This window comes from Arthrobacter sp. MMS24-T111 (assembly GCF_054888995.1).
Genome location: NZ_JBTZRO010000001.1, coordinates 3266307 through 3283983 on the forward strand (window position 1 = coordinate 3266307; position 17677 = coordinate 3283983).

Annotated in this window: 16 protein-coding genes; 3 read left to right on the forward strand and 13 right to left on the reverse strand. The window is 65.8% G+C overall.

The features are described from left to right. The first annotated feature begins 4 nt into the window (after positions 1–4). The 3 genes from zwf to pgl are packed head-to-tail and all read left to right on the forward strand — an operon-like array spanning position 5 to position 3310. Positions 5–1564, forward strand: a complete 1560-nt coding sequence (gene zwf / locus ACX5I6_RS15370) for a glucose-6-phosphate dehydrogenase (RefSeq protein ID WP_285246030.1) — start codon at positions 5–7, stop codon at positions 1562–1564. After that, positions 1561–2502 carry a glucose-6-phosphate dehydrogenase assembly protein OpcA gene (locus ACX5I6_RS15375; RefSeq protein WP_018761263.1) on the forward strand — a complete coding sequence of 314 codons (942 nt, stop codon included), beginning with the start codon at positions 1561–1563 and terminating at the stop codon, positions 2500–2502. Before zwf ends, ACX5I6_RS15375 begins: the two co-directional genes overlap by 4 nt. Further along, on the forward strand, positions 2492–3310 hold the full coding sequence (gene pgl / locus ACX5I6_RS15380; RefSeq protein WP_043423878.1) for a 6-phosphogluconolactonase: 819 nt from the start codon (positions 2492–2494) through the stop codon (positions 3308–3310). Before ACX5I6_RS15375 ends, pgl begins: the two co-directional genes overlap by 11 nt. On the opposite strand, the gene ACX5I6_RS15385 is transcribed toward pgl, so the two are convergent. The 13 genes from ACX5I6_RS15385 to uvrA form a co-directional block, all read right to left on the reverse strand. Further along, positions 3263–3658, reverse strand: coding sequence for an RNA polymerase-binding protein RbpA (locus ACX5I6_RS15385; protein ID WP_461841033.1), 396 nt, complete (start codon positions 3656–3658; stop codon positions 3263–3265). The genes pgl and ACX5I6_RS15385 overlap by 48 nt on opposite strands. 136 nt (positions 3659–3794) lie before the next feature. Continuing rightward, on the reverse strand, positions 3795–4052 hold the full coding sequence (gene secG / locus ACX5I6_RS15390; protein WP_018761260.1) for a preprotein translocase subunit SecG: 258 nt from the start codon (positions 4050–4052) through the stop codon (positions 3795–3797). A 48-nt stretch (positions 4053–4100) separates the two neighbouring features. Continuing rightward, positions 4101–4916, reverse strand: coding sequence for a triose-phosphate isomerase (gene tpiA / locus ACX5I6_RS15395; protein ID WP_461841034.1), 816 nt, complete (start codon positions 4914–4916; stop codon positions 4101–4103). A gap of 102 nt (positions 4917–5018) precedes the next feature. Then, the gene (locus tag ACX5I6_RS15400) at positions 5019–6245 is read right to left on the reverse strand and encodes a phosphoglycerate kinase (RefSeq protein WP_461841035.1); all 1227 of its coding nucleotides are present in this window, start codon (positions 6243–6245) and stop codon (positions 5019–5021) included. Positions 6246–6255: 10 nt separating this feature from the next. Beyond that, a complete protein-coding gene (gap, locus tag ACX5I6_RS15405) occupies positions 6256–7266 on the reverse strand; it encodes a type I glyceraldehyde-3-phosphate dehydrogenase (RefSeq protein ID WP_018761257.1) in 1011 nt (336 codons plus the stop codon). A gap of 257 nt (positions 7267–7523) precedes the next feature. Next, positions 7524–8150 (reverse strand): superoxide dismutase, encoded by a 627-nt coding sequence (locus ACX5I6_RS15410; protein ID WP_026264449.1) that lies wholly within the window; start codon positions 8148–8150, stop codon positions 7524–7526. Positions 8151–8249: 99 nt separating this feature from the next. Then, complete coding sequence (whiA, locus tag ACX5I6_RS15415; protein ID WP_015937022.1) at positions 8250–9230, reverse strand: DNA-binding protein WhiA; 981 nt, start codon at positions 9228–9230, stop codon at positions 8250–8252. A 9-nt stretch (positions 9231–9239) separates the two neighbouring features. Next, the gene (locus tag ACX5I6_RS15420) at positions 9240–10256 is read right to left on the reverse strand and encodes a gluconeogenesis factor YvcK family protein (RefSeq protein WP_461841036.1); all 1017 of its coding nucleotides are present in this window, start codon (positions 10254–10256) and stop codon (positions 9240–9242) included. Next, a complete protein-coding gene (rapZ, locus tag ACX5I6_RS15425) occupies positions 10256–11179 on the reverse strand; it encodes an RNase adapter RapZ (RefSeq protein WP_285246023.1) in 924 nt (307 codons plus the stop codon). Before rapZ ends, ACX5I6_RS15420 begins: the two co-directional genes overlap by 1 nt. 68 nt (positions 11180–11247) lie before the next feature. Next, positions 11248–13248, reverse strand: coding sequence for an excinuclease ABC subunit UvrC (gene uvrC, locus ACX5I6_RS15430; RefSeq protein WP_461841037.1), 2001 nt, complete (start codon positions 13246–13248; stop codon positions 11248–11250). 44 nt (positions 13249–13292) lie between these two features. Continuing rightward, positions 13293–13961, reverse strand: a complete 669-nt coding sequence (locus tag ACX5I6_RS15435) for a lysophospholipid acyltransferase family protein (protein ID WP_285243107.1) — start codon at positions 13959–13961, stop codon at positions 13293–13295. Continuing rightward, complete coding sequence (locus ACX5I6_RS15440) at positions 13948–14664, reverse strand: HAD hydrolase-like protein (protein WP_461841038.1); 717 nt, start codon at positions 14662–14664, stop codon at positions 13948–13950. The genes ACX5I6_RS15435 and ACX5I6_RS15440 overlap by 14 nt, the downstream gene beginning before the upstream one ends. Before the next feature lie 82 nt (positions 14665–14746). Next, positions 14747–17671 carry an excinuclease ABC subunit UvrA gene (gene uvrA / locus ACX5I6_RS15445; RefSeq protein ID WP_461841039.1) on the reverse strand — a complete coding sequence of 975 codons (2925 nt, stop codon included), beginning with the start codon at positions 17669–17671 and terminating at the stop codon, positions 14747–14749. Between the last annotated feature and the right edge of the window lie 6 nt (positions 17672–17677).

Here is a 17677-nt window from a genome sequence, read left to right on the forward strand (position 1 = left end):
AACCATGCCAGAAACTGAATACGGCAGGAAGGGCGCGGGCCGCGGGCGTAATCCGTTGCGCGACCCGCGTGACCGCCGTTTGAACCGGATCGCCGGTCCGTCGTCGCTTGTCCTCTTCGGGGTGACGGGCGACCTTGCCCGGAAGAAGCTCATGCCCGCGGTGTATGACCTCGCCAACCGCGGGCTGTTGCCGCCCAGCTTTGCGCTGGTGGGATTCGCCCGCCGTGAGTGGGACAAGGAGGATTTCGCCGCCGAGGTGAAGGCCTCCGTGCAGGAGCACGCGCGCACACCGTTCGATGAGGCGGTCTGGAACCAGCTGTCCGAGGGCATCCGGTTTGTCCAGGGCGAGTTCGACGACGACGCCGCCTTCGAGCGCCTCGGCGAGACGATCAAGGAGCTCGACGACGTCCGCGGCACCCGCGGGAACCACGCGTTCTACCTGTCGATCCCGCCCAAGGCGTTTGAACAGGTGTGCCGGCAGCTCTCCAAGCACGGCCTGGCGCAGGCTGACGGGGACAAGTGGCGGCGGGTGGTGATCGAGAAGCCGTTCGGCCATGACCTGGAATCGGCGCGGCAGCTTAACGACATTGTCGAGTCCGTCTTCCCGCCGGACGCCGTATTCCGGATCGATCACTACTTGGGCAAGGAGACGGTCCAGAACATCCTGGCACTGCGTTTCGCGAACCAGCTGTTCGAACCGCTGTGGAACGCCAATTACGTGGACCATGTCCAGATCACCATGGCCGAGGACATCGGCACCGGTGGCCGCGCCGGGTATTACGACGGCGTGGGTGCGGCCCGCGACGTCATCCAGAACCACCTGCTCCAGTTGCTTGCACTGACGGCAATGGAAGAACCGATCTCCTTCAACGCCGATGACCTGCGGGCGGAAAAGGAAAAGGTCCTCGCCGCGGTCAAACTCCCGGAAGATCTCTCCACGCACTCCGCGCGCGGCCAGTTCACTGGTGGCTGGCAGGGCGGCGAGCAGGTCCAGGGCTACCTGGAGGAGGAAGGCATCCCCGCGGACTCCACCACGGAGACCTACGCGGCGATCCGGGTGGACATCCACACCCGCCGCTGGTCCGGGGTTCCGTTCTACCTGCGTGCGGGCAAGCGCCTGGGCCGCCGCGTCACCGAAATCGCCGTGGTCTTCAAACGCGCGCCGAACCTGCTCTTCCGCGACCATGGCGAGGACGACTTCGGCCAGAACGCCGTGGTGATCCGGGTCCAGCCGGACGAGGGCGTGACCATTCGGTTCGGCTCCAAGGTCCCCGGCACCCAGATGGAAGTCCGCGATGTGACCATGGACTTCGGCTACGGGCACTCGTTCACCGAATCGAGCCCCGAAGCGTACGAGCGGCTGATCCTGGACGTCCTGCTCGGTGAGCCGCCGCTGTTCCCGCGGCATCAGGAAGTGGAACTGTCCTGGAAGATCCTTGACCCGTTCGAGGAGTACTGGGCCACCCTGGCCGAACAGCCCGAACCCTACGCCCCCGGCTCCTGGGGCCCGGCCAGCGCCGATGAGCTGCTGGCCCGCGACGGACGAACCTGGAGAAGGCCATGATCGTAAACCTGCCCGATACCACCACCTCGAAGGTATCCAAGAAACTCATGTCCCTGCGCGAGCAGGGCGGGGTGATCGCCCTGGGCCGGGTCCTGACCCTCGTGGTGGTAACCAAGTCCGGGCTTGAGGAAGAGGCCATCGAGGCCGCGAATGACGCCAGCCGGGAACACCCCTGCCGGATCATCGTCCTGGCCGACGCCGGAAAGGACGCCGAGGACCGGCTCGACGCGCAGATCCGCGTGGGCGGGGATGCCGGCGCGTCCGAGGTCATCGTGCTCCGGGGCTACGGCCAGCTCGCGCACGAGTCCGAATCCCTGGTGGCCGCCCTGCTGCTCCCGGATGCCCCGATCGTGGCCTGGTGGCCGCATGGGGCACCGGAAAACGCGTGCGAGACCTCCATCGGCGCGATCGCGCACCGCAGGATCACGGACTCTGCCAACGAACCGGACCCGCAGGCAGCACTGGAACGGATCCACCACACCTACAAAGCCGGTGACACCGATCTCGCCTGGACCCGGCTGACCAACTGGCGGATCCAGCTGGCCGCGGCACTGGACGAAGTCGATTCCTCCCCCGTCACCGCGGTCGCGGTCGAAGGCGCTTCGGACTCACCGTCCACCATCCTGCTCGCGGCATGGCTCACGCTCACCCTGGACGCGCCCGTGACCATCGTCGCGGACCCGGCCGGCACCGGGATCCGCCGCGTCCGCCTCAGCCGGCCCGGCGGCGACGTGCAGCTCTTCCGCCCTGGACTCTCGGTCGCCGAACTCACCCAGCCCGGCCAGCCGGCCCAACGGATCACCCTCCCCCGACGCAGCCTCCGCGACTGCCTCGCCGAGGAGCTGCGCCGTCTGGACCCGGACGAAGTGTTTGGCGAAGTGATTACTATTGGACTGCCACGTACCAATCTAAGGAGCGTCCGACCCAGTGAGCGTTGACCCCAGAGTAAGCATCCATCCTGATTCGTCTGTCCTCATGGCCGCCATCGCGGCCCGCCTGATCACCAAGCTCGTTGATGTGCAGGACAAGTACGGCGAAGCCACAGTGGTGCTCACCGGGGGGACCGTGGGGATCGGTACGCTGAAGGCAGTTGCCGATTCCCCGGCGGCGCCCGCCGTCGACTGGTCCAAGGTCAACTTCTGGTGGGGTGACGAACGCTTCGTTGGTACTGCGGACCCGGACCGGAACACCAAGCAGGCGTACGATGCCCTGCTCTCGCACATTCCGGTGGACCCGGAACGGGTCCACTCCCCGGGTTCCGCGGACGAGTTCGGCACCGCCGAGGAGGCAGCCGAAGACTATGCGCGGCAACTCAGGGACGCTGCAGCGGCCGAACATGCAGCCGACATGTCCGATGACCGCCCGGAGGAGCCGTCAACGCTGCCACGCCTCGACGTAGTGCTCCTGGGCGTCGGCCCTGATGCCCACATCGCATCCCTGTTTCCTGAGCAAGCCGGCATCAGGGAAAAGAACCTCACAGTGGTGGGCGTCCGCAACTCGCCCAAGCCGCCGCCGCTGCGCATTTCACTGACGCTCCCAGCCATTAATACGGCGTCGGAGGTCTGGATGGTGGTGGCCGGAGAGGACAAAGCCGGGGCGGTTGGACTTGCCCTTGCCGGCGCCAACCCTGTCCAGGTGCCTGCCGCCGGGCCGCGCGGCACGTCCCGTACCCTGTGGCTGATCGACGAGAACGCCGCCTCACGTGTCCCGCAGCAGCTCGTCCGAAAGGACGCCGCGGGCGCGTAGCTTTTCCAGCGCTCCGGCCAGGACGTCTTCCGCGTCCCGGTCGGAGCGCCGCTCTTTAACGTATTCCAGGTGGCTCTTGTATCCGTCGTCGAACGGATCAGCCAGGGCGGCCGCCTGCCCGTCACGGGAGGCCGGAGCACCACAGCGGCGGCAGTCCCAGGTCACGGGAATCTGCTCCTCGGGGAGCTTGAGGAAGACTGGCTGGGTCTCGTGTCCCTTCGCACACCAGTAGGACACCCGGATGCGCGGGAGGGGCTGGGCGGAAGAATCGGTGGACTGCAGGCTCGATCCGGACCCTGCCGTCACCCCGGCGCGGGTCCCCCGAAAGCCCGATGCTGGATGGACCATGACATCTCCTGCCTCGAAGCGGACGGCCGGTTTCGGCAGCTTAAAGCAACTGTGGCTGCCGGATAAACCGACAGCCACAGTTTAGATGCCCGCTCCGGGCAGCGGGAGGGCCTCAGGACCCTAGTCAGCGGGACCCTTAGGAGTCGCCACCGCCGCTGAACCGCATGATCAGGCCGAGGGCAATAATCACCACGCCCCACGTAACGCCCAGGACGATGGTGAATCGGTTGAGGTTTCGTTCGGCTACCCCGGAGGAGCTCAGGCCCGAGCTCATGCCGCCGCCGAACATGTCGGAAAGCCCGCCGCCGCGACCCTTGTGCAGGAGGATCAGCAGCGTCAGCAGGAGGCTGGTGATGCCCAGGAGGATCTGCAGGATGACATGAAGAACGTCCACGACGGCCTTTCGGAAGATGGGATGGCGGGAGTTTGTACTGGTTCCGGACTAGTCCGTGACCAGGTGGCTCTCGAACCTGACAATATTAGCAAACTCGGCAGGATCGAGGCTGGCGCCGCCCACCAGGACACCGTCCACGTCGCGCTCCTGCAGGATGGCGGCGGCGTTGTTGGCCTTGACGGAACCGCCGTACAGCAGACGGGTCTTGGCGGCGACGTCCGCACCGAAGAGGCTTCCGAGCTCCGCGCGGATGGCGGCGCACATCTCCTGCGCATCCTCGGGGCCTGCGACCTCGCCGGTGCCAATTGCCCAGACGGGCTCGTAGGCGACCACAAGTTCGGCGGCCTGGTCATCGGTGAGGCCTGCAACTCCGGCGCGGAGCTGCTGGAGCGTGTGCTCAACATGGGTTCCCGCCTGGCGGATTTCCAGGCCCTCCCCGACGCACAAGACTGGAGTGACCCCATGCTTGAAGGCCGCCTTGACCTTGGCGTTCAGGACGTCGTCGGACTCGTTGTGGATGGTACGGCGTTCGCTGTGGCCCACCAGGACGTAGGTGCAGCCAAGCTTGGCGAGGAACTGGCCGGAAATGTCGCCGGTGTAGGCTCCGGAGTCGAACTGGGAAAGGTCCTGGCCGCCGTAGGCGACCTGCAGGTCATCGCCCTGGACCAGCGTCTGGACGCCGCGGAGGTCCGTGAACGGCGGGAAGACGGCGACCTCAACACGGCTGTAGTCGTGCTTGGCATCGGAGAGGGTCCAGGCCAGCTTCTGCAGGAGCGTGATGCCCTGCACGTGGTCCATGTTCATTTTCCAGTTGCCCGCGATGAAGGGCTTGCGGTCGAAGGCGCCGTTCGTTGACGTAGTCACGTGATCTCCAAAAAAGTCTTGATATGTGTGCGGCCGGCAGGCTGCCGCGGGCAACCTGCCGGCCGAAGGACTGTCCAGTCCGATACTGCTGTGGCAGTTCTGCTACCGGTCCAAAACGCTGAGACCGGGAAGCTCCTTGCCTTCGAGGTATTCCAGGCTTGCACCGCCACCAGTGGAAATATGGCCGAACTGGTCGTCTGCGAATCCCAGCGTACGCACTGCAGCCGCGGAGTCGCCGCCGCCCACAACGGTGAATGCGTCGGTTTCCGTCAGCGCCTGCGCGATGGCGCGGGTGCCAGCGGAGAACGCCTCGAATTCGAACACGCCCATGGGGCCGTTCCAGAAGACTGTGCGGGCTCCCTTGATGCGCTCCGCGAACGCGGCTGCGGTGTCGGGTCCGATATCCAGGCCGATGCCGTTGGCACCGAAGCTGCTGCTTTCGATGGCCTCAGCCGGCACCGTTTCGTGCGCCGCGTCGGCAGCAAACTTCTCTGCCACCACGACGTCCGTTGGAACGACGAACTCGGTGCCCGCATCAGCGGCCCGCTTGAGGTAGTCCTGGACCACGGGGATCTGGTCTGCCTCAAGGAGGCTGGAGCCAACCTTGTGGCCGGCCGCTGCCAGGAAGGTGAACAGCATGCCGCCGCCCACCAGGATGGTGTCGGCCTTGCCGAGCAGGTTGTCGATGACCGCAAGCTTGTCGGAGACCTTGGAACCGCCGAGCACCACAACGTAGGGACGCTGGGTGTCGGTGGTCAGCTTCCGAAGGACGTCCACCTCCGTGTGGACCAGGTCGCCCTGGTACGACGGCAACCGGGTGGCGACGTCGTAGACGCTGGCGTGCTTGCGGTGGACGGCGCCGAAGGCATCGTCCACGTAGGCGCCATTGTCGCCGGTGAGTGCCACGAGCTCGTCGGCGAAGGCGCCGCGTTCGGCGTCGTCCTTGCTGGTCTCGCGGGAATCGAAGCGTACATTCTCCAGGACCAGCGCTTCGCCGTCCTGCAGGGCGGCAGCAGCCTCCTTGGCGGCTTCACCAACGGTGTCCGCTGCCAGGGTGACCTTGAAGTCCGCCAGCTCGGCGAGGCGGGCCACAGCGGGTCGAAGGGAATACTTGTCCTCCGGGGCGCCCTTGGGGCGTCCGAGGTGGGCTGTTACCAGCACGCGGGCACCGGCGTCCGTGAGCTTTGACAGCACTGGAAGTGAGGCCTTGATGCGGCCGTCGTCAGTGACTGTAGAGCCGTCGAGCGGCACATTCAGGTCACTTCGAACCAGAATGTACCGCCCGCGGACACCTTCAGCGATCAGTTCGTTGAGGGTGTGAGATGTCATGTGTCTAACCCTAGCCCAGCTTGGATGCCACAAGCTCCGTGAGGTCGACGAGGCGGTTGGAGTAGCCCCATTCGTTGTCATACCAGGAAACAACCTTGACCTGGTTGCCAATGACCTTGGTCAGGCCGGCGTCGAAAATCGAGGACGCGGGGTCGCCAACGATGTCGGAGGAGACGATGGGCTCGTCCGTGTAGGTCAGGAAACCCTGCAGTTCCTCGGACTCCGAGGCGCGCTTGAGGGCGGCGTTGACTTCCTCCACGGTGGTCTCGCGGGAGACGGTGACGGTGAGGTCGGTGGCGGAGCCGGTGGGCACGGGGACGCGGATGGCGTAACCGTCCAGCTTGCCCTTGAGCTCGGGGAGGACAAGGCCGATTGCCTTGGCGGCGCCGGTGGAGGTGGGGACCATGTTGATGGCCGCAGCACGTGCACGGCGCAGGTCCTTGTGCGGGCCGTCCTGCAGGTTCTGGTCCGCGGTGTAGGCGTGCACGGTGGTCATGAGTCCACGCTCAATGCCGAATTCGTCGTTGACCACCTTGGCCAGCGGGCCGAGGCAGTTGGTGGTGCAGGAGGCGTTGGAGATGATGTTGTGCGTGGCGTTGTCGTAGAGCTTGTCGTTGACGCCCATCACAATGGTGATGTCTTCGTCCGAGGCGGGAGCTGAGATCAGGACCTTCTTGGCGCCTGCATCGATGTGCTTCTGGGCGTCTGCTGCCTTGGTGAAGAACCCGGTGGATTCGATCACGATGTCCACGCCCAGTTCGCCCCAGGGAAGCTTGGCGGGATCGCGTTCGGCCAGGACCTTGACGACGTTGCCGTTGACGACGATGTTGCCGTCCTTGACCTCGATGGTCTCCTTCAGGCGTCCGCCGACGGAGTCGTACTTGAACAGGTGGGCCAGGGCTTCGGGGCTGGTGAGGTCGTTGACGGCAACGATCTCCAGGTCCGCGCCTTGTGCAAGTGCTGCGCGGAAGTAGTTGCGGCCAATGCGGCCGAAGCCGTTGATACCAATACGGGTCGTCACTTTTACAGTCTCCTTGGTGCTTTGAGAAGCACTACTAGTTGAGCGGGCGTTCAAGCCAACTAACAGATCCCGCACGCCATTGGGCAGAGATGATTAACACGGAGGGCGACCAGCCTCATTGCTGAAGGCTAACCGCCTTCCGTGACCCATCTTACGTTTAACTGGGTCCGCCCCCGCAAGTGCGGGGCGGACCATCCACATCCCGGCCGGTTTAACCAGAATGTGAAGTTTGTTACATCGATGTATAACGCAGCTCACTACGGGAGGGTGATGAGTCCCGTGGCGTTGGCGCGTGCAGCTTCGAAGCGCTGGGCGACGTCGGCCCAGTTGACGATGTTCCAGAATGCCTTGACGTAGTCGGCCTTGACGTTGACGTAGTCCAGGTAGAAGGCGTGCTCCCACATGTCCAGCATCAGCAGCGGCGTGGTGCCCAAGGCAACGTTCCCCTGCTGGTCGTACAGCTGCTCGATGACCAGGTTTCCACCGATGGGTTCGTAGGCCAGGAAGCCCCAGCCCGAGCCCTGCAGGCCCAGTGCCGCGGCGCTGAACTGGGCGCGGAACGCATCGAAGGAACCGAACGCGTCGTCGATGGCAGCTGCCAGCTCGCCTTCGGGCTTGTCGCCGCCGTCCGGGGACAGGTTGTTCCAGAAGACCGAGTGGTTGATGTGGCCGCCGGTGTGGAACGCGAGGTCCTTGGAGAGACGGTTGATGTTGGCGAAGTCGCCCTTTTCCCGTGCTTCGGCAAGCTGGGCCAGTGCGTTGTTGGCGCCGGTGACATAGGCTGCGTGGTGCTTGCTGTGGTGCAGCTCCATGATCCGCGCAGAGATGTGCGGCTCAAGGGCGGCGTAGTCGTACTTGAGTTCGGGCAATACGTACTCAGTCACAAAATCCTCCAATATCGTGGACACGCGGTCCGGTTGGTGACTCTCGGATTGTGCATCCGGGCGTCTGGCGCCCGGAATCTTTTTGATTCTATGGGGCGCTTACTCGTCCAGCATTTCCGGCGTCACATTGGCGTCGGTTCCGGGAATGCCCAGGTCAAGGGCGCGTTTGTCCGCCATGGCCAGGAGCCGGCGGATCCGGCCGGCAATCGCGTCCTTGGTCATCACGGGGTCGGCCAGCCGGCCCAGTTCGTCCAGGCTCGCCTGTTTGTGCGCCACCCGCAGTTCCCCGGCGTATTTCAGGTGGTCCGGAACGTCGTCGCCGAGGATCTCCAGGGCCCGGTCCACCCGGGCGCCTGCGGCCACCGCGGCCTGCGCGGAACGGCGCAGGTTGGCGTCGTCGAAGTTGGCGAGCCGGTTGGCCGTGGCACGGACTTCCTTGCGCATGCGGCGTTCTTCCCAGACCATCAACGCGTCGTGGGCGCCCATCCTGGTCAGCAGCGCCGCGATGGTGTCGCCGTCGCGGATGACCACGCGGTCCACTCCCCTGACCTCACGCGCCTTGGCTTGGATGTCCAGGCGGCGGGCCGCCCCGACCAGGGCGAGGGCCGATTCGGGCCCCGGGCAGGTGACCTCCAGCGAGGACGACCGTCCCGGTTCCGTCAGTGAGCCGTGGGCCAGGAACGCCCCGCGCCATACGGCTTCGGCATCGGCCGCGGAGCCGTTGACGACGGCGGACGGCAGCCCCCGCACCGGGCGGCCCCGGCCGTCCAGCAGGCCGGTCTGCCGGGCCAGTGCTTCGCCGTCGCGGACCACGCGGACCACGTAGCGGCTGGCGCGGCGCAGTCCACCGGCCGAGACCACGATGATTTCGCTCTGGTGTCCGTAGACTTCGGCGATGGCGGCGCGGAGCCGGCGGGCCGTGGACGCCAGGTCCACTTCCGCTTCGATGACGATCCGGCCGGAAATGATGTGCAGTCCCCCGGCGAACCGGAGCATGGCGGAGACTTCCGCCTTGCGCACTGATGACTTCTTGATGTCCAGACGGGACAGTTCTTCTTTGACTGATGCTGTCAGTGCCATGGCACCTTCCTAACTGTTCCCAAAAATGTCCTGGTACGCCGTGGCCAGCCGCAGTGGCTCGTGGACTGGGCGGCGTCCCGACGCCCCTACTTTACCCAAGACCACCTCCGCTCCAATCATGGCGGCGGCCTTCTCGAACTCCTGCCGGTCGGGTACTGAAGCGGGATCGGCGAGGACCACGTCCACGCTGAACTCCGGAGCGTAGCGCCGGAGGACGTGGAGATGGTCGGCGGCGCTCATGCCCGACGTTTCTTTGGTATCGGTGGCAAGGTTCATGGTCAGGCAGCGCTTGGCCGGCGTGCTGCACAGTGCCTGGCGCATCTCGGGCAGCAGCAGGTGCGGCAGGACCGAGGTGTACCAGGACCCCGGGCCCAGGACCACCCAGTCCGCCAGCTCGATCGCCGTCAGGGCCTCCGTGCAGGCCGGCGCCGATTTCGGCAGGAGCCGCACTTCTTCGAGCGACCCGGCGACGGCGCAGCGCGCTTGCCCGTGGATGGTCTCCAGCCCCGTTCCGCCGCCGGGGGTGGTGACGCGGACGTCGCCTTCGATCGTGAGCGGGACGGTGGACATGGGCAGCACCTGGCCACGGGCGCCCAGCAGCGCACCGGCCCACTTAAGTCCGGCGACGGCGTCGCCCAGCAGTTCCCACAGGGTGACGATCAGCAGGTTGCCCATGGCGTGTTCATCGAGGGAACCGCCCGGGCCTTTGCCGGCGCGGAACCGGTGCTGCATGACGTCGCGCCAGGTGCGGCCCCAGTCGGTGTCGTCGCACAGGGCGGACAGGGCCATGCGGAGGTCGCCGGGCGGGAGCACGCCGTACTCCTCGCGCAGGCGCCCGGACGAGCCGCCGTCGTCCGCCACGGTGACAATTGCGGTGAGCTCGGAGGTGAGCAGGCGCAGGGCCGACAGGGAGGCCGCGAGGCCGTGTCCGCCGCCCAGTGCTACAACGTTGGGGCCCTTGTCCTGGCCGGGAGCCGTTCCGCCGGCCGGTGGCACCAGGGGCAGGGCGCCGGTGAAAAGGGCCATTATTCGCGGCCCAGATCCCGGTGCGCGGTGGTCACGGTGACGCGCGGGTACTGGGCGAGCTTCTTGGAAAGCTCGACGGCGACCGCGACGGAGCGGTGCTTGCCGCCGGTGCAGCCAACGGCGATGGTGGCGTAGTGCTTGTTTTCCCGCCGGTACCCCTCCAACACGGGCTCCAGCGCAAGGACATAGCGGTCCACGAAGTTCTTGACCCCCTCTGCCTCAAGCACGTAGTCGCTGACGTCCTTGTCCAGGCCGGTCAGCGGGCGCAGCTGGGGCACCCAGTGCGGGTTGGGGATGAACCGCACGTCGGCCACGTAGTTTGCGTCCACCGGCAGGCCGTACTTGAAGCCGAAGCTCATGACGTTCAGACGCAGGGCCACGGGACCGGTTTCGCTGAACAGCTCCGTAATGGCCGTGGCGAGTCCGTGGACGTTGTAATTGGAGGTGTCGAGCACGACGTCGGAGCTGTCGCGCAGTTCCTGCAGCAGCTCGCGTTCCGCGGCGATGCCGTCCAGGATCCGTCCGCCGCCTTGGAGCGGGTGGGGCCGGCGGCCCTGTTCGAAGCGCCGGACCAGGACGTTGTCGCTGGCGTCGAGGAACAGCACCCGGAAGGTGACCCCGCTGGCGGCGAGTGCGCCCAGCGCGGCACGGATGTCGGCGAAAAGGCCCTTGCTGCGGACGTCGATGACCACCGCGAGCCGGGGAATGGACTGGGGAGCGTGCGAGACGAGTTCTGCCAGGGTGCCAAGCATCTGCGGCGGCAGGTTCTCCACGACATACCAGCCGTGGTCCTCCAACGCGTCGGCGGCGGTGCTCCGCCCGGCGCCGGACATTCCGGTGACCACCAGCAGCTCCGCTTCGAGCGGCTTGACTGTCTCCAGCCCGTCCTGCCCGTCCTCGGATCCCGCCGTCGTGTCTGCCATGAAGTCCGCCCCGTTTCGTTGTTGTGCCAGGGGCGGCCGCGATGGCGCCGCCCCGTCACTTACCCTAGCTAAGTTTCAATGATTTCGCCGGTGGCCATGTTGATCGCCGGGACGGACACGGCCTCGGCAGTGCCGGCGGCGAAGTGGTTCACGATGGCGCCGGCCAGGGCAGGTCCGATCCCCTTGGCTTCGGAGAGCTCTTCCACGGTGGCGGCCTTTACGCCCTTGACCGAGCCGAAGTGCGCCAGGAGGGCCTTCCGCTTGGACGCGCCCAGGCCCGGGACGGCATCGAGCGCAGAGACGGTCATGGCCTTGCCGCGCTTTTGCCGGTGGAAGGTGATGGCGAAGCGGTGGGCCTCGTCACGGATCCTCTGCAGCAGGTACAGGCCCTGGGAAGTTCGGGGCAGGATCACCGGAAAATCGCTGTCCGGCAGCCATACTTCTTCCAGCCGCTTGGCCAGGCCCACCACGTAAACGTCATCGATGCCCAGCTCGGCCAGGGCGCGCGCTGCCGCGTTCACCTGCGGCTGGCCGCCGTCCACCACCACCAGGTTCGGCGGGTAGGCGAACTTGGCTTTGGGCGCCGGCGTGGTGGTGTCCAGCACTGCGTCTCCGGCGACAAGGTCTTTGCCATCCCCGGCAAGGAGGGACTCATCCACCTGCGCGGACTTGTCCTGCAGGTAATGGCGGAAACGCCGGGTCAGGACGTCATGCATGGCCGCGGTGTCGTCGGAGGCGGCAGGGCCGGTGATGGAGAACTTGCGGTAATCGGACTTCTTGGGCAGGCCGTCCTCCACCACCACCATGGAGGCCACCACGTTGGTGCCCTGGACGTGGGAAACGTCGAAGCATTCGATCCGGAGCAGCGGCACGGGCAGGTCAAGGGCTTCCTGCAGTTCCTGGAGCGCCTGGGACCTGACCGTGATGTCACCGGCACGCCGGGTCTTGTGGAGCTTGAGCGCGTGCTCGGCATTTTCGCGCACGGTGGACATCAGCGCCGCCTTGTCCCCGCGCTGCGGGACGCGGATGTCCACTTTGGCCCCGCGGATGCCGCCAAGCCAGGTGGCGAGGTCCTCCGCGTTGCTGGGCGCGACGGGGACCAGGACCTCGCGCGGCAGCCTGCCGTGGGTCTCGCCGTCTTCGCCGTAGACCTGCTGGAGCAGGTGCTCCACGAGGTCCGGGGTGGTGAAGTCCTCCACCTTTTCCACCACCCAGCCGCGCTGCCCGCGGATCCGGCCGCCCCGGACGTGGAACACCTGGACGGCGGCTTCGAGCTCGTCCTCGTGCAGGGCGAAGACGTCGGCGTCGGTGTCTTCGGACAGCACCACGGCGTTGCGTTCGAAGACTTTCCGCAGGGCTGCGATGTCGTCACGCAGCCGCGCGGCGTGCTCGTAGTCCAGTTTCGCCACGGCGTCGGCCATCTGCTTTTCCAGCTTGTTGATGAACCGTTTTGCTTCGCCGCCCATGAAAGCGCAGAAGTCGTCGGCCAGCGCCCTGTGGTCGTCCGGCGAAATCCGGCCCACGCAGGGTGCGGAGCATTTGTCGATGTAGCCCAGCAGGCACGGCCGGCCGCTGGCTTCGGCCCGTTTGAACACGCCGGCACTGCAGCTGCGCACAGGGAAGACGCGCAGCAGGGTGTCCATGGTTTCGCGGATGGCGCCCGCGGTATAGGGGCCGAAGTAGCGGGTTCCCTTCCGCTTGTCCCCGCGCATGACCTGCACCCTGGGGTATTTTTCGCCCATGGTGACGGCGAGGTAGGGGTAGGTCTTGTCGTCCCGGAACACGACGTTGAACCGGGGCTTGAATTCCTTGATCCAGGTGTACTCGAGCTGCAGCGATTCCAGTTCGCTGCCCACCACGGTCCACTCGACGCTGCTGGCGGCGTGGACCATGGCGTAGGTCTTCGGCAACAGGCCCGCCGGGTTGGCAAAGTATGAGTTCAGGCGGGACCGGAGGCTCTTCGCCTTTCCCACGTAAATGACCCGGCCGTGCGGGTCACGGAACCGGTAGACGCCCGGGTTGGTGGGGATTTCACCGGTTTTGGGCCGGTAACTTGCTGGATTTGCCACCTATCAAGTCTACTAAGGCGCGCCGGGCATCTGTGCCAGCCCGGCTACTCGGCGGACTTGCTCTGGTTGTAGCTGGTGGAACGCTCCTGGCCGCTCAGGGCAGCAATCGCGTCCATGATCCGGTCCGTGACTTCACGGCGCGCTGGCAGGGAATGGTCCGGGCCGGTCTTATCGAAGTACAGCGGCTCCCCCACTTTCATCGTGAAATGCTGTGGCCTGACACCCTTCTCGCCTGCCCGCTGCAGTTTCTCGGTACCGATGAGGCCCACCGGAATGACCGGAGCCCCGGTGGTCAGCGCGAGCCAGCCGACGCCGGTGCGTCCGCGGTACAGGATGCCGTCGCGGGAGCGGGTGCCTTCGGGGTAGATGCCGATGCCGCGGCCGGACTCAAGGATGTCCAGGAGTGTCTTGAGCGCCTGGACGCTGGCCGCCTGTTCGCCCCGCTCCACCGGGATGGAGCCCACGGATTCGAAGAAGGCCTTCATGACCTTGCCCTTGACGCCTCCGGTGGTGAAGTACTCGGCCTTGGCGAAGAACGCGACGGGCCGTGGCATCAGCGCCTGCACGATCACGCTGTCAAAGAATGACAGGTGGTTGGGGGCCACAATGAAGGGGCCGTCGGAGGGTACATTTTCCAGGCCGACGACGGTGGGCCGGCAGGTGCCGGAGATCAGGTTCCGCGTGGTCCAGCGGACGGCATCAAACATTTCCATCGTTGCTCACCCCGCTCATGGCCGCGGCATGGATGGCTTGCAGCCGGTCGATGACCGTGACCAGTTCCTGGCCCGTGCTGACGACGGCGACGGACCCGGCCTCTTCAAGTTCGCCGTCAGGCGCAAATCCCCAGGCCACGCCAATGCAGTCCAGGCCATTGGCGATCGCCCCCGAAACATCCTGGGCCCGGTCCCCCACCATGATGGCATGTTGGGTCTCCAGATCCCGGAGGGCGGCGGCAATGATCTGGGTCTTACCGAGCGGAACGCCGTCCACGGCGGCTTCGTCGTCGGCGGACCCGTGGATGCCATGGAAGAAGCCGTCGATGCCGTGGTGGGCCAGCACGGTGCGGGCCAGGCGCTGCGGCTTCTGGGTGGCCACGGCCACGGGCCGTCCGGCCGCTGCGAAGGATTCGAGGATTCCCTGGATTCCCGGGTACAGCCGGCTCTGCGCGATTCCGGTGGACACGTAATGTTCCCGGTACCGGCGGACCACCTCTTCGAGGCGGTCCGCCGGCACCTTCGCCACATTGAGCAGTGAGTCGCTCAGTTTGGGGCCGATCATCGCATCCAGCAGGTCCTGGGTGGGAACCGGGAGCCCCAGCGCGCGGAGGGCCGATGCAATGCCTTCTGTTATTCCACCGGCCGGGTCGACAAGAGTGCCGTCCAGGTCAAAGATCACGGGCACTGTTGTTGAAGTCACCGGGTTAGTTTCTCACGACAGCGCGAGTGCCTGAAACTCGCATTCCCGTACAGGAATATTTCCGGACGGATTCCGCTGCTGGTCAGCCCAGTATTTCGGCCAGGAACTTCCCCGTGTGGCTGGTGCTGGACTTGGCTACCTGCTCCGGCGTTCCCGCGGCGACGATCTGGCCGCCACCCGAACCGCCGTCGGGCCCGAGGTCCACGAGCCAGTCCGCACTCTTGATGACGTCAAGATTGTGCTCGATGGTGATCACCGTGTTGCCCTTGTCCACGAGCCCTTGGAGGACCATCAGGAGCTTGCGGATGTCCTCGAAGTGCAGCCCCGTGGTGGGCTCGTCAAGGACGTAGATGCTGCGCCCGTTGGACCGCTTCTGCAGCTCGGCCGCGAGCTTGACGCGCTGCGCTTCACCGCCGGACAGCGTGGTGGCGGGCTGGCCCAGCCGCACGTAGCCCAGCCCGACGTCCACCAGGGTGTTCAGGTGGCGGGCGATGGGCGAGAATGCCGCGAAGAACTCGGCGCCCTCCTCGATGGGCATGTTGAGGACGTCGGCGATGGTCTTGCCTTTGTAGTGGACTTCCAGCGTTTCCCGGTTGTAGCGGGCCCCGTGGCAGACCTCGCAGGGGACGTACACGTCGGGGAGGAAGTTCATTTCGATCTTCAGCGTGCCGTCACCGGAGCATGCCTCGCAGCGGCCGCCCTTGACGTTGAAGGAGAACCGGCCCGGGAGGTAGCCGCGAACCTTGGCTTCGGTGGTCTCCGCGAAGAGCTTGCGGATGTTGTCGAATACTCCCGTGTACGTCGCCGGGTTGGAACGCGGGGTGCGTCCGATGGGACTCTGGTCCACGTGGACCACCTTGTCCAGGTGTTCGAGGCCCTGGACGGTCTTGTGCCGGCCAGCCACCTGCTTGGCGCCGTTGAGCTTGTTGGCGAGCACCTTGTAAAGGATTTCGTTGACGAGCGTGGACTTGCCGGAACCGCTGACGCCGGTCACGGCCGTAAAGAGGCCCAGCGGGAAGGCGGCGTCGACGTTCACAAGATTGTTTTCCCGGGCGCCCACCACCTTGATCTCGCGCTTTTTGTCGTACTTCCGGCGCTTCTTGGGCACGGCAATGGCCTTGCGCCCGGACAGGTAGTCGCCGGTCAGCGACTCCTTGTTTTCCAGCAACTCTTTGTAGGTTCCGGAATGGACCACCTGTCCGCCGTGTTCGCCGGCGCCTGGTCCGATGTCCACGATCCAGTCAGCCACGTGGATGGTGTCCTCATCATGCTCGACGACGATGAGGGTGTTGCCCATGTCGCGGAGCCGGGTGAGGGTTTCGATGAGCCTGCGGTTGTCGCGCTGGTGCAGGCCGATGGAGGGCTCGTCCAGGACATACAGGACGCCCACCAGGCCGGAGCCGATCTGGGTGGCAAGCCTGATGCGCTGCGCTTCGCCGCCGGAGAGGGTGGCTGACGGGCGCTCAAGGTTGAGGTACTCGAGGCCCACGTCCAGCAGGAAGGTAAGGCGCGCCTGGATCTCCTTGAGGACCTGGTGCGCGATCTGTGCTTCACGTCCGGTCAGGACAAGGGTGTTCAGGAACTCCGCACATTCACGCATGGGCAGTGCCGCCACCTCGGCGATGGACTTGCCGTTGATGAGGACCGAGAGGGAGGCCGGGTTGAGCCGGGCACCGTTGCAGGAAGGGCAGGGAACCTGGCGCATGTATTCTTCGTAGCGGTCGCGGGCCCAGTCGGAATCGGTCTCGCCATGCTTGCGGTGGACGTACTGGATGGCGCCCTCGAAGCCGGTGCTGTACTTGCGTTCGCGGCCGAAGCGGTTCCGGTACTGCACCACCACCTTGTGGTCCTTGCCGTGCAGGATGGTCTGGCGGACATCCTTGCCGAGCTTCTCCCACGGCGTGGCCATGGAGAAGCCCACTTCCTTGGCGAGGCCTTCCAGGAGCCGGTTCCAGTATTCGGTGGTGGCGGTTCCCAGGGACCATGGCGCGATGGCGCCTTCGGACAGCGAGAGTTCCGGGTTGGGAACGATCAGTTCCTCGTCCACCTCCAGCCGGGTACCGATTCCGCTGCAGGCCGCGCAGGCACCGAAGGGGTTGTTGAAGGAGAACGAGCGGGGCTCGATCTCGTCGATGGCCAGCGGGTGTTCGTTGGGGCACGCGAGGTTTTCGGAGAAAGCCCGGATCCGTCCGGGATCGTCGGCCTCAAGGTCCACGAACTCGGCCAGGACGCGGCCTTCCGCAAGCCCCAGGGCCGTCTCGATGGAGTCGGTGAGCCGCTGGCTGATGCCTTCCTTGACCACCAGGCGGTCCACCACCACCTCGATGGTGTGCTTGAACTGCTTGCCCAGCTTGGGCGGATCGCTCAACTGGACCAGGTTGCCGTCCACCCGCGCACGGGAGTAGCCCTTGGCGCTGAGCTCCTTGAAGAGGTCAACGAACTCGCCCTTGCGGCCACGCACCACCGGCGCCAGGACCTGGAAGCGGGTGCCGTCTGCGAGTTCCAGGAGCTGGTCCACAATCTGCTGCGGCGTCTGCTTGGATACCGGCTCACCGCATACGGGGCAGTGCGGCCTGCCGACACGTGCCCACAACAGGCGCATGTAGTCGTAGATTTCGGTGATGGTGCCCACGGTGGACCGCGGGTTCTTGCTGGTGGACTTCTGGTCGATGGAGACCGCCGGAGACAGCCCTTCGATGAAGTCGACGTCGGGTTTGTCCACCTGGCCCAGGAACTGGCGCGCGTAGGCGGACAGCGATTCGACGTAACGGCGCTGGCCTTCGGCAAAGATGGTGTCGAACGCCAGGGACGATTTTCCGGATCCGGAGAGGCCGGTGAAGACAATCATGGCGTCGCGGGGAAGGTCCAGGTCCACGTTGCGCAGGTTGTGCTCCCGCGCGCCCTTCACGACGAGCCTGGAGAGGTCCGGCCGCTGCGGGACGGCAGCAGGGGCGGCGGTGAAGGAAGTGGCGGGGGCAGAGGTTTCTTCAGCTACGGCTTTAGGCACCCCATA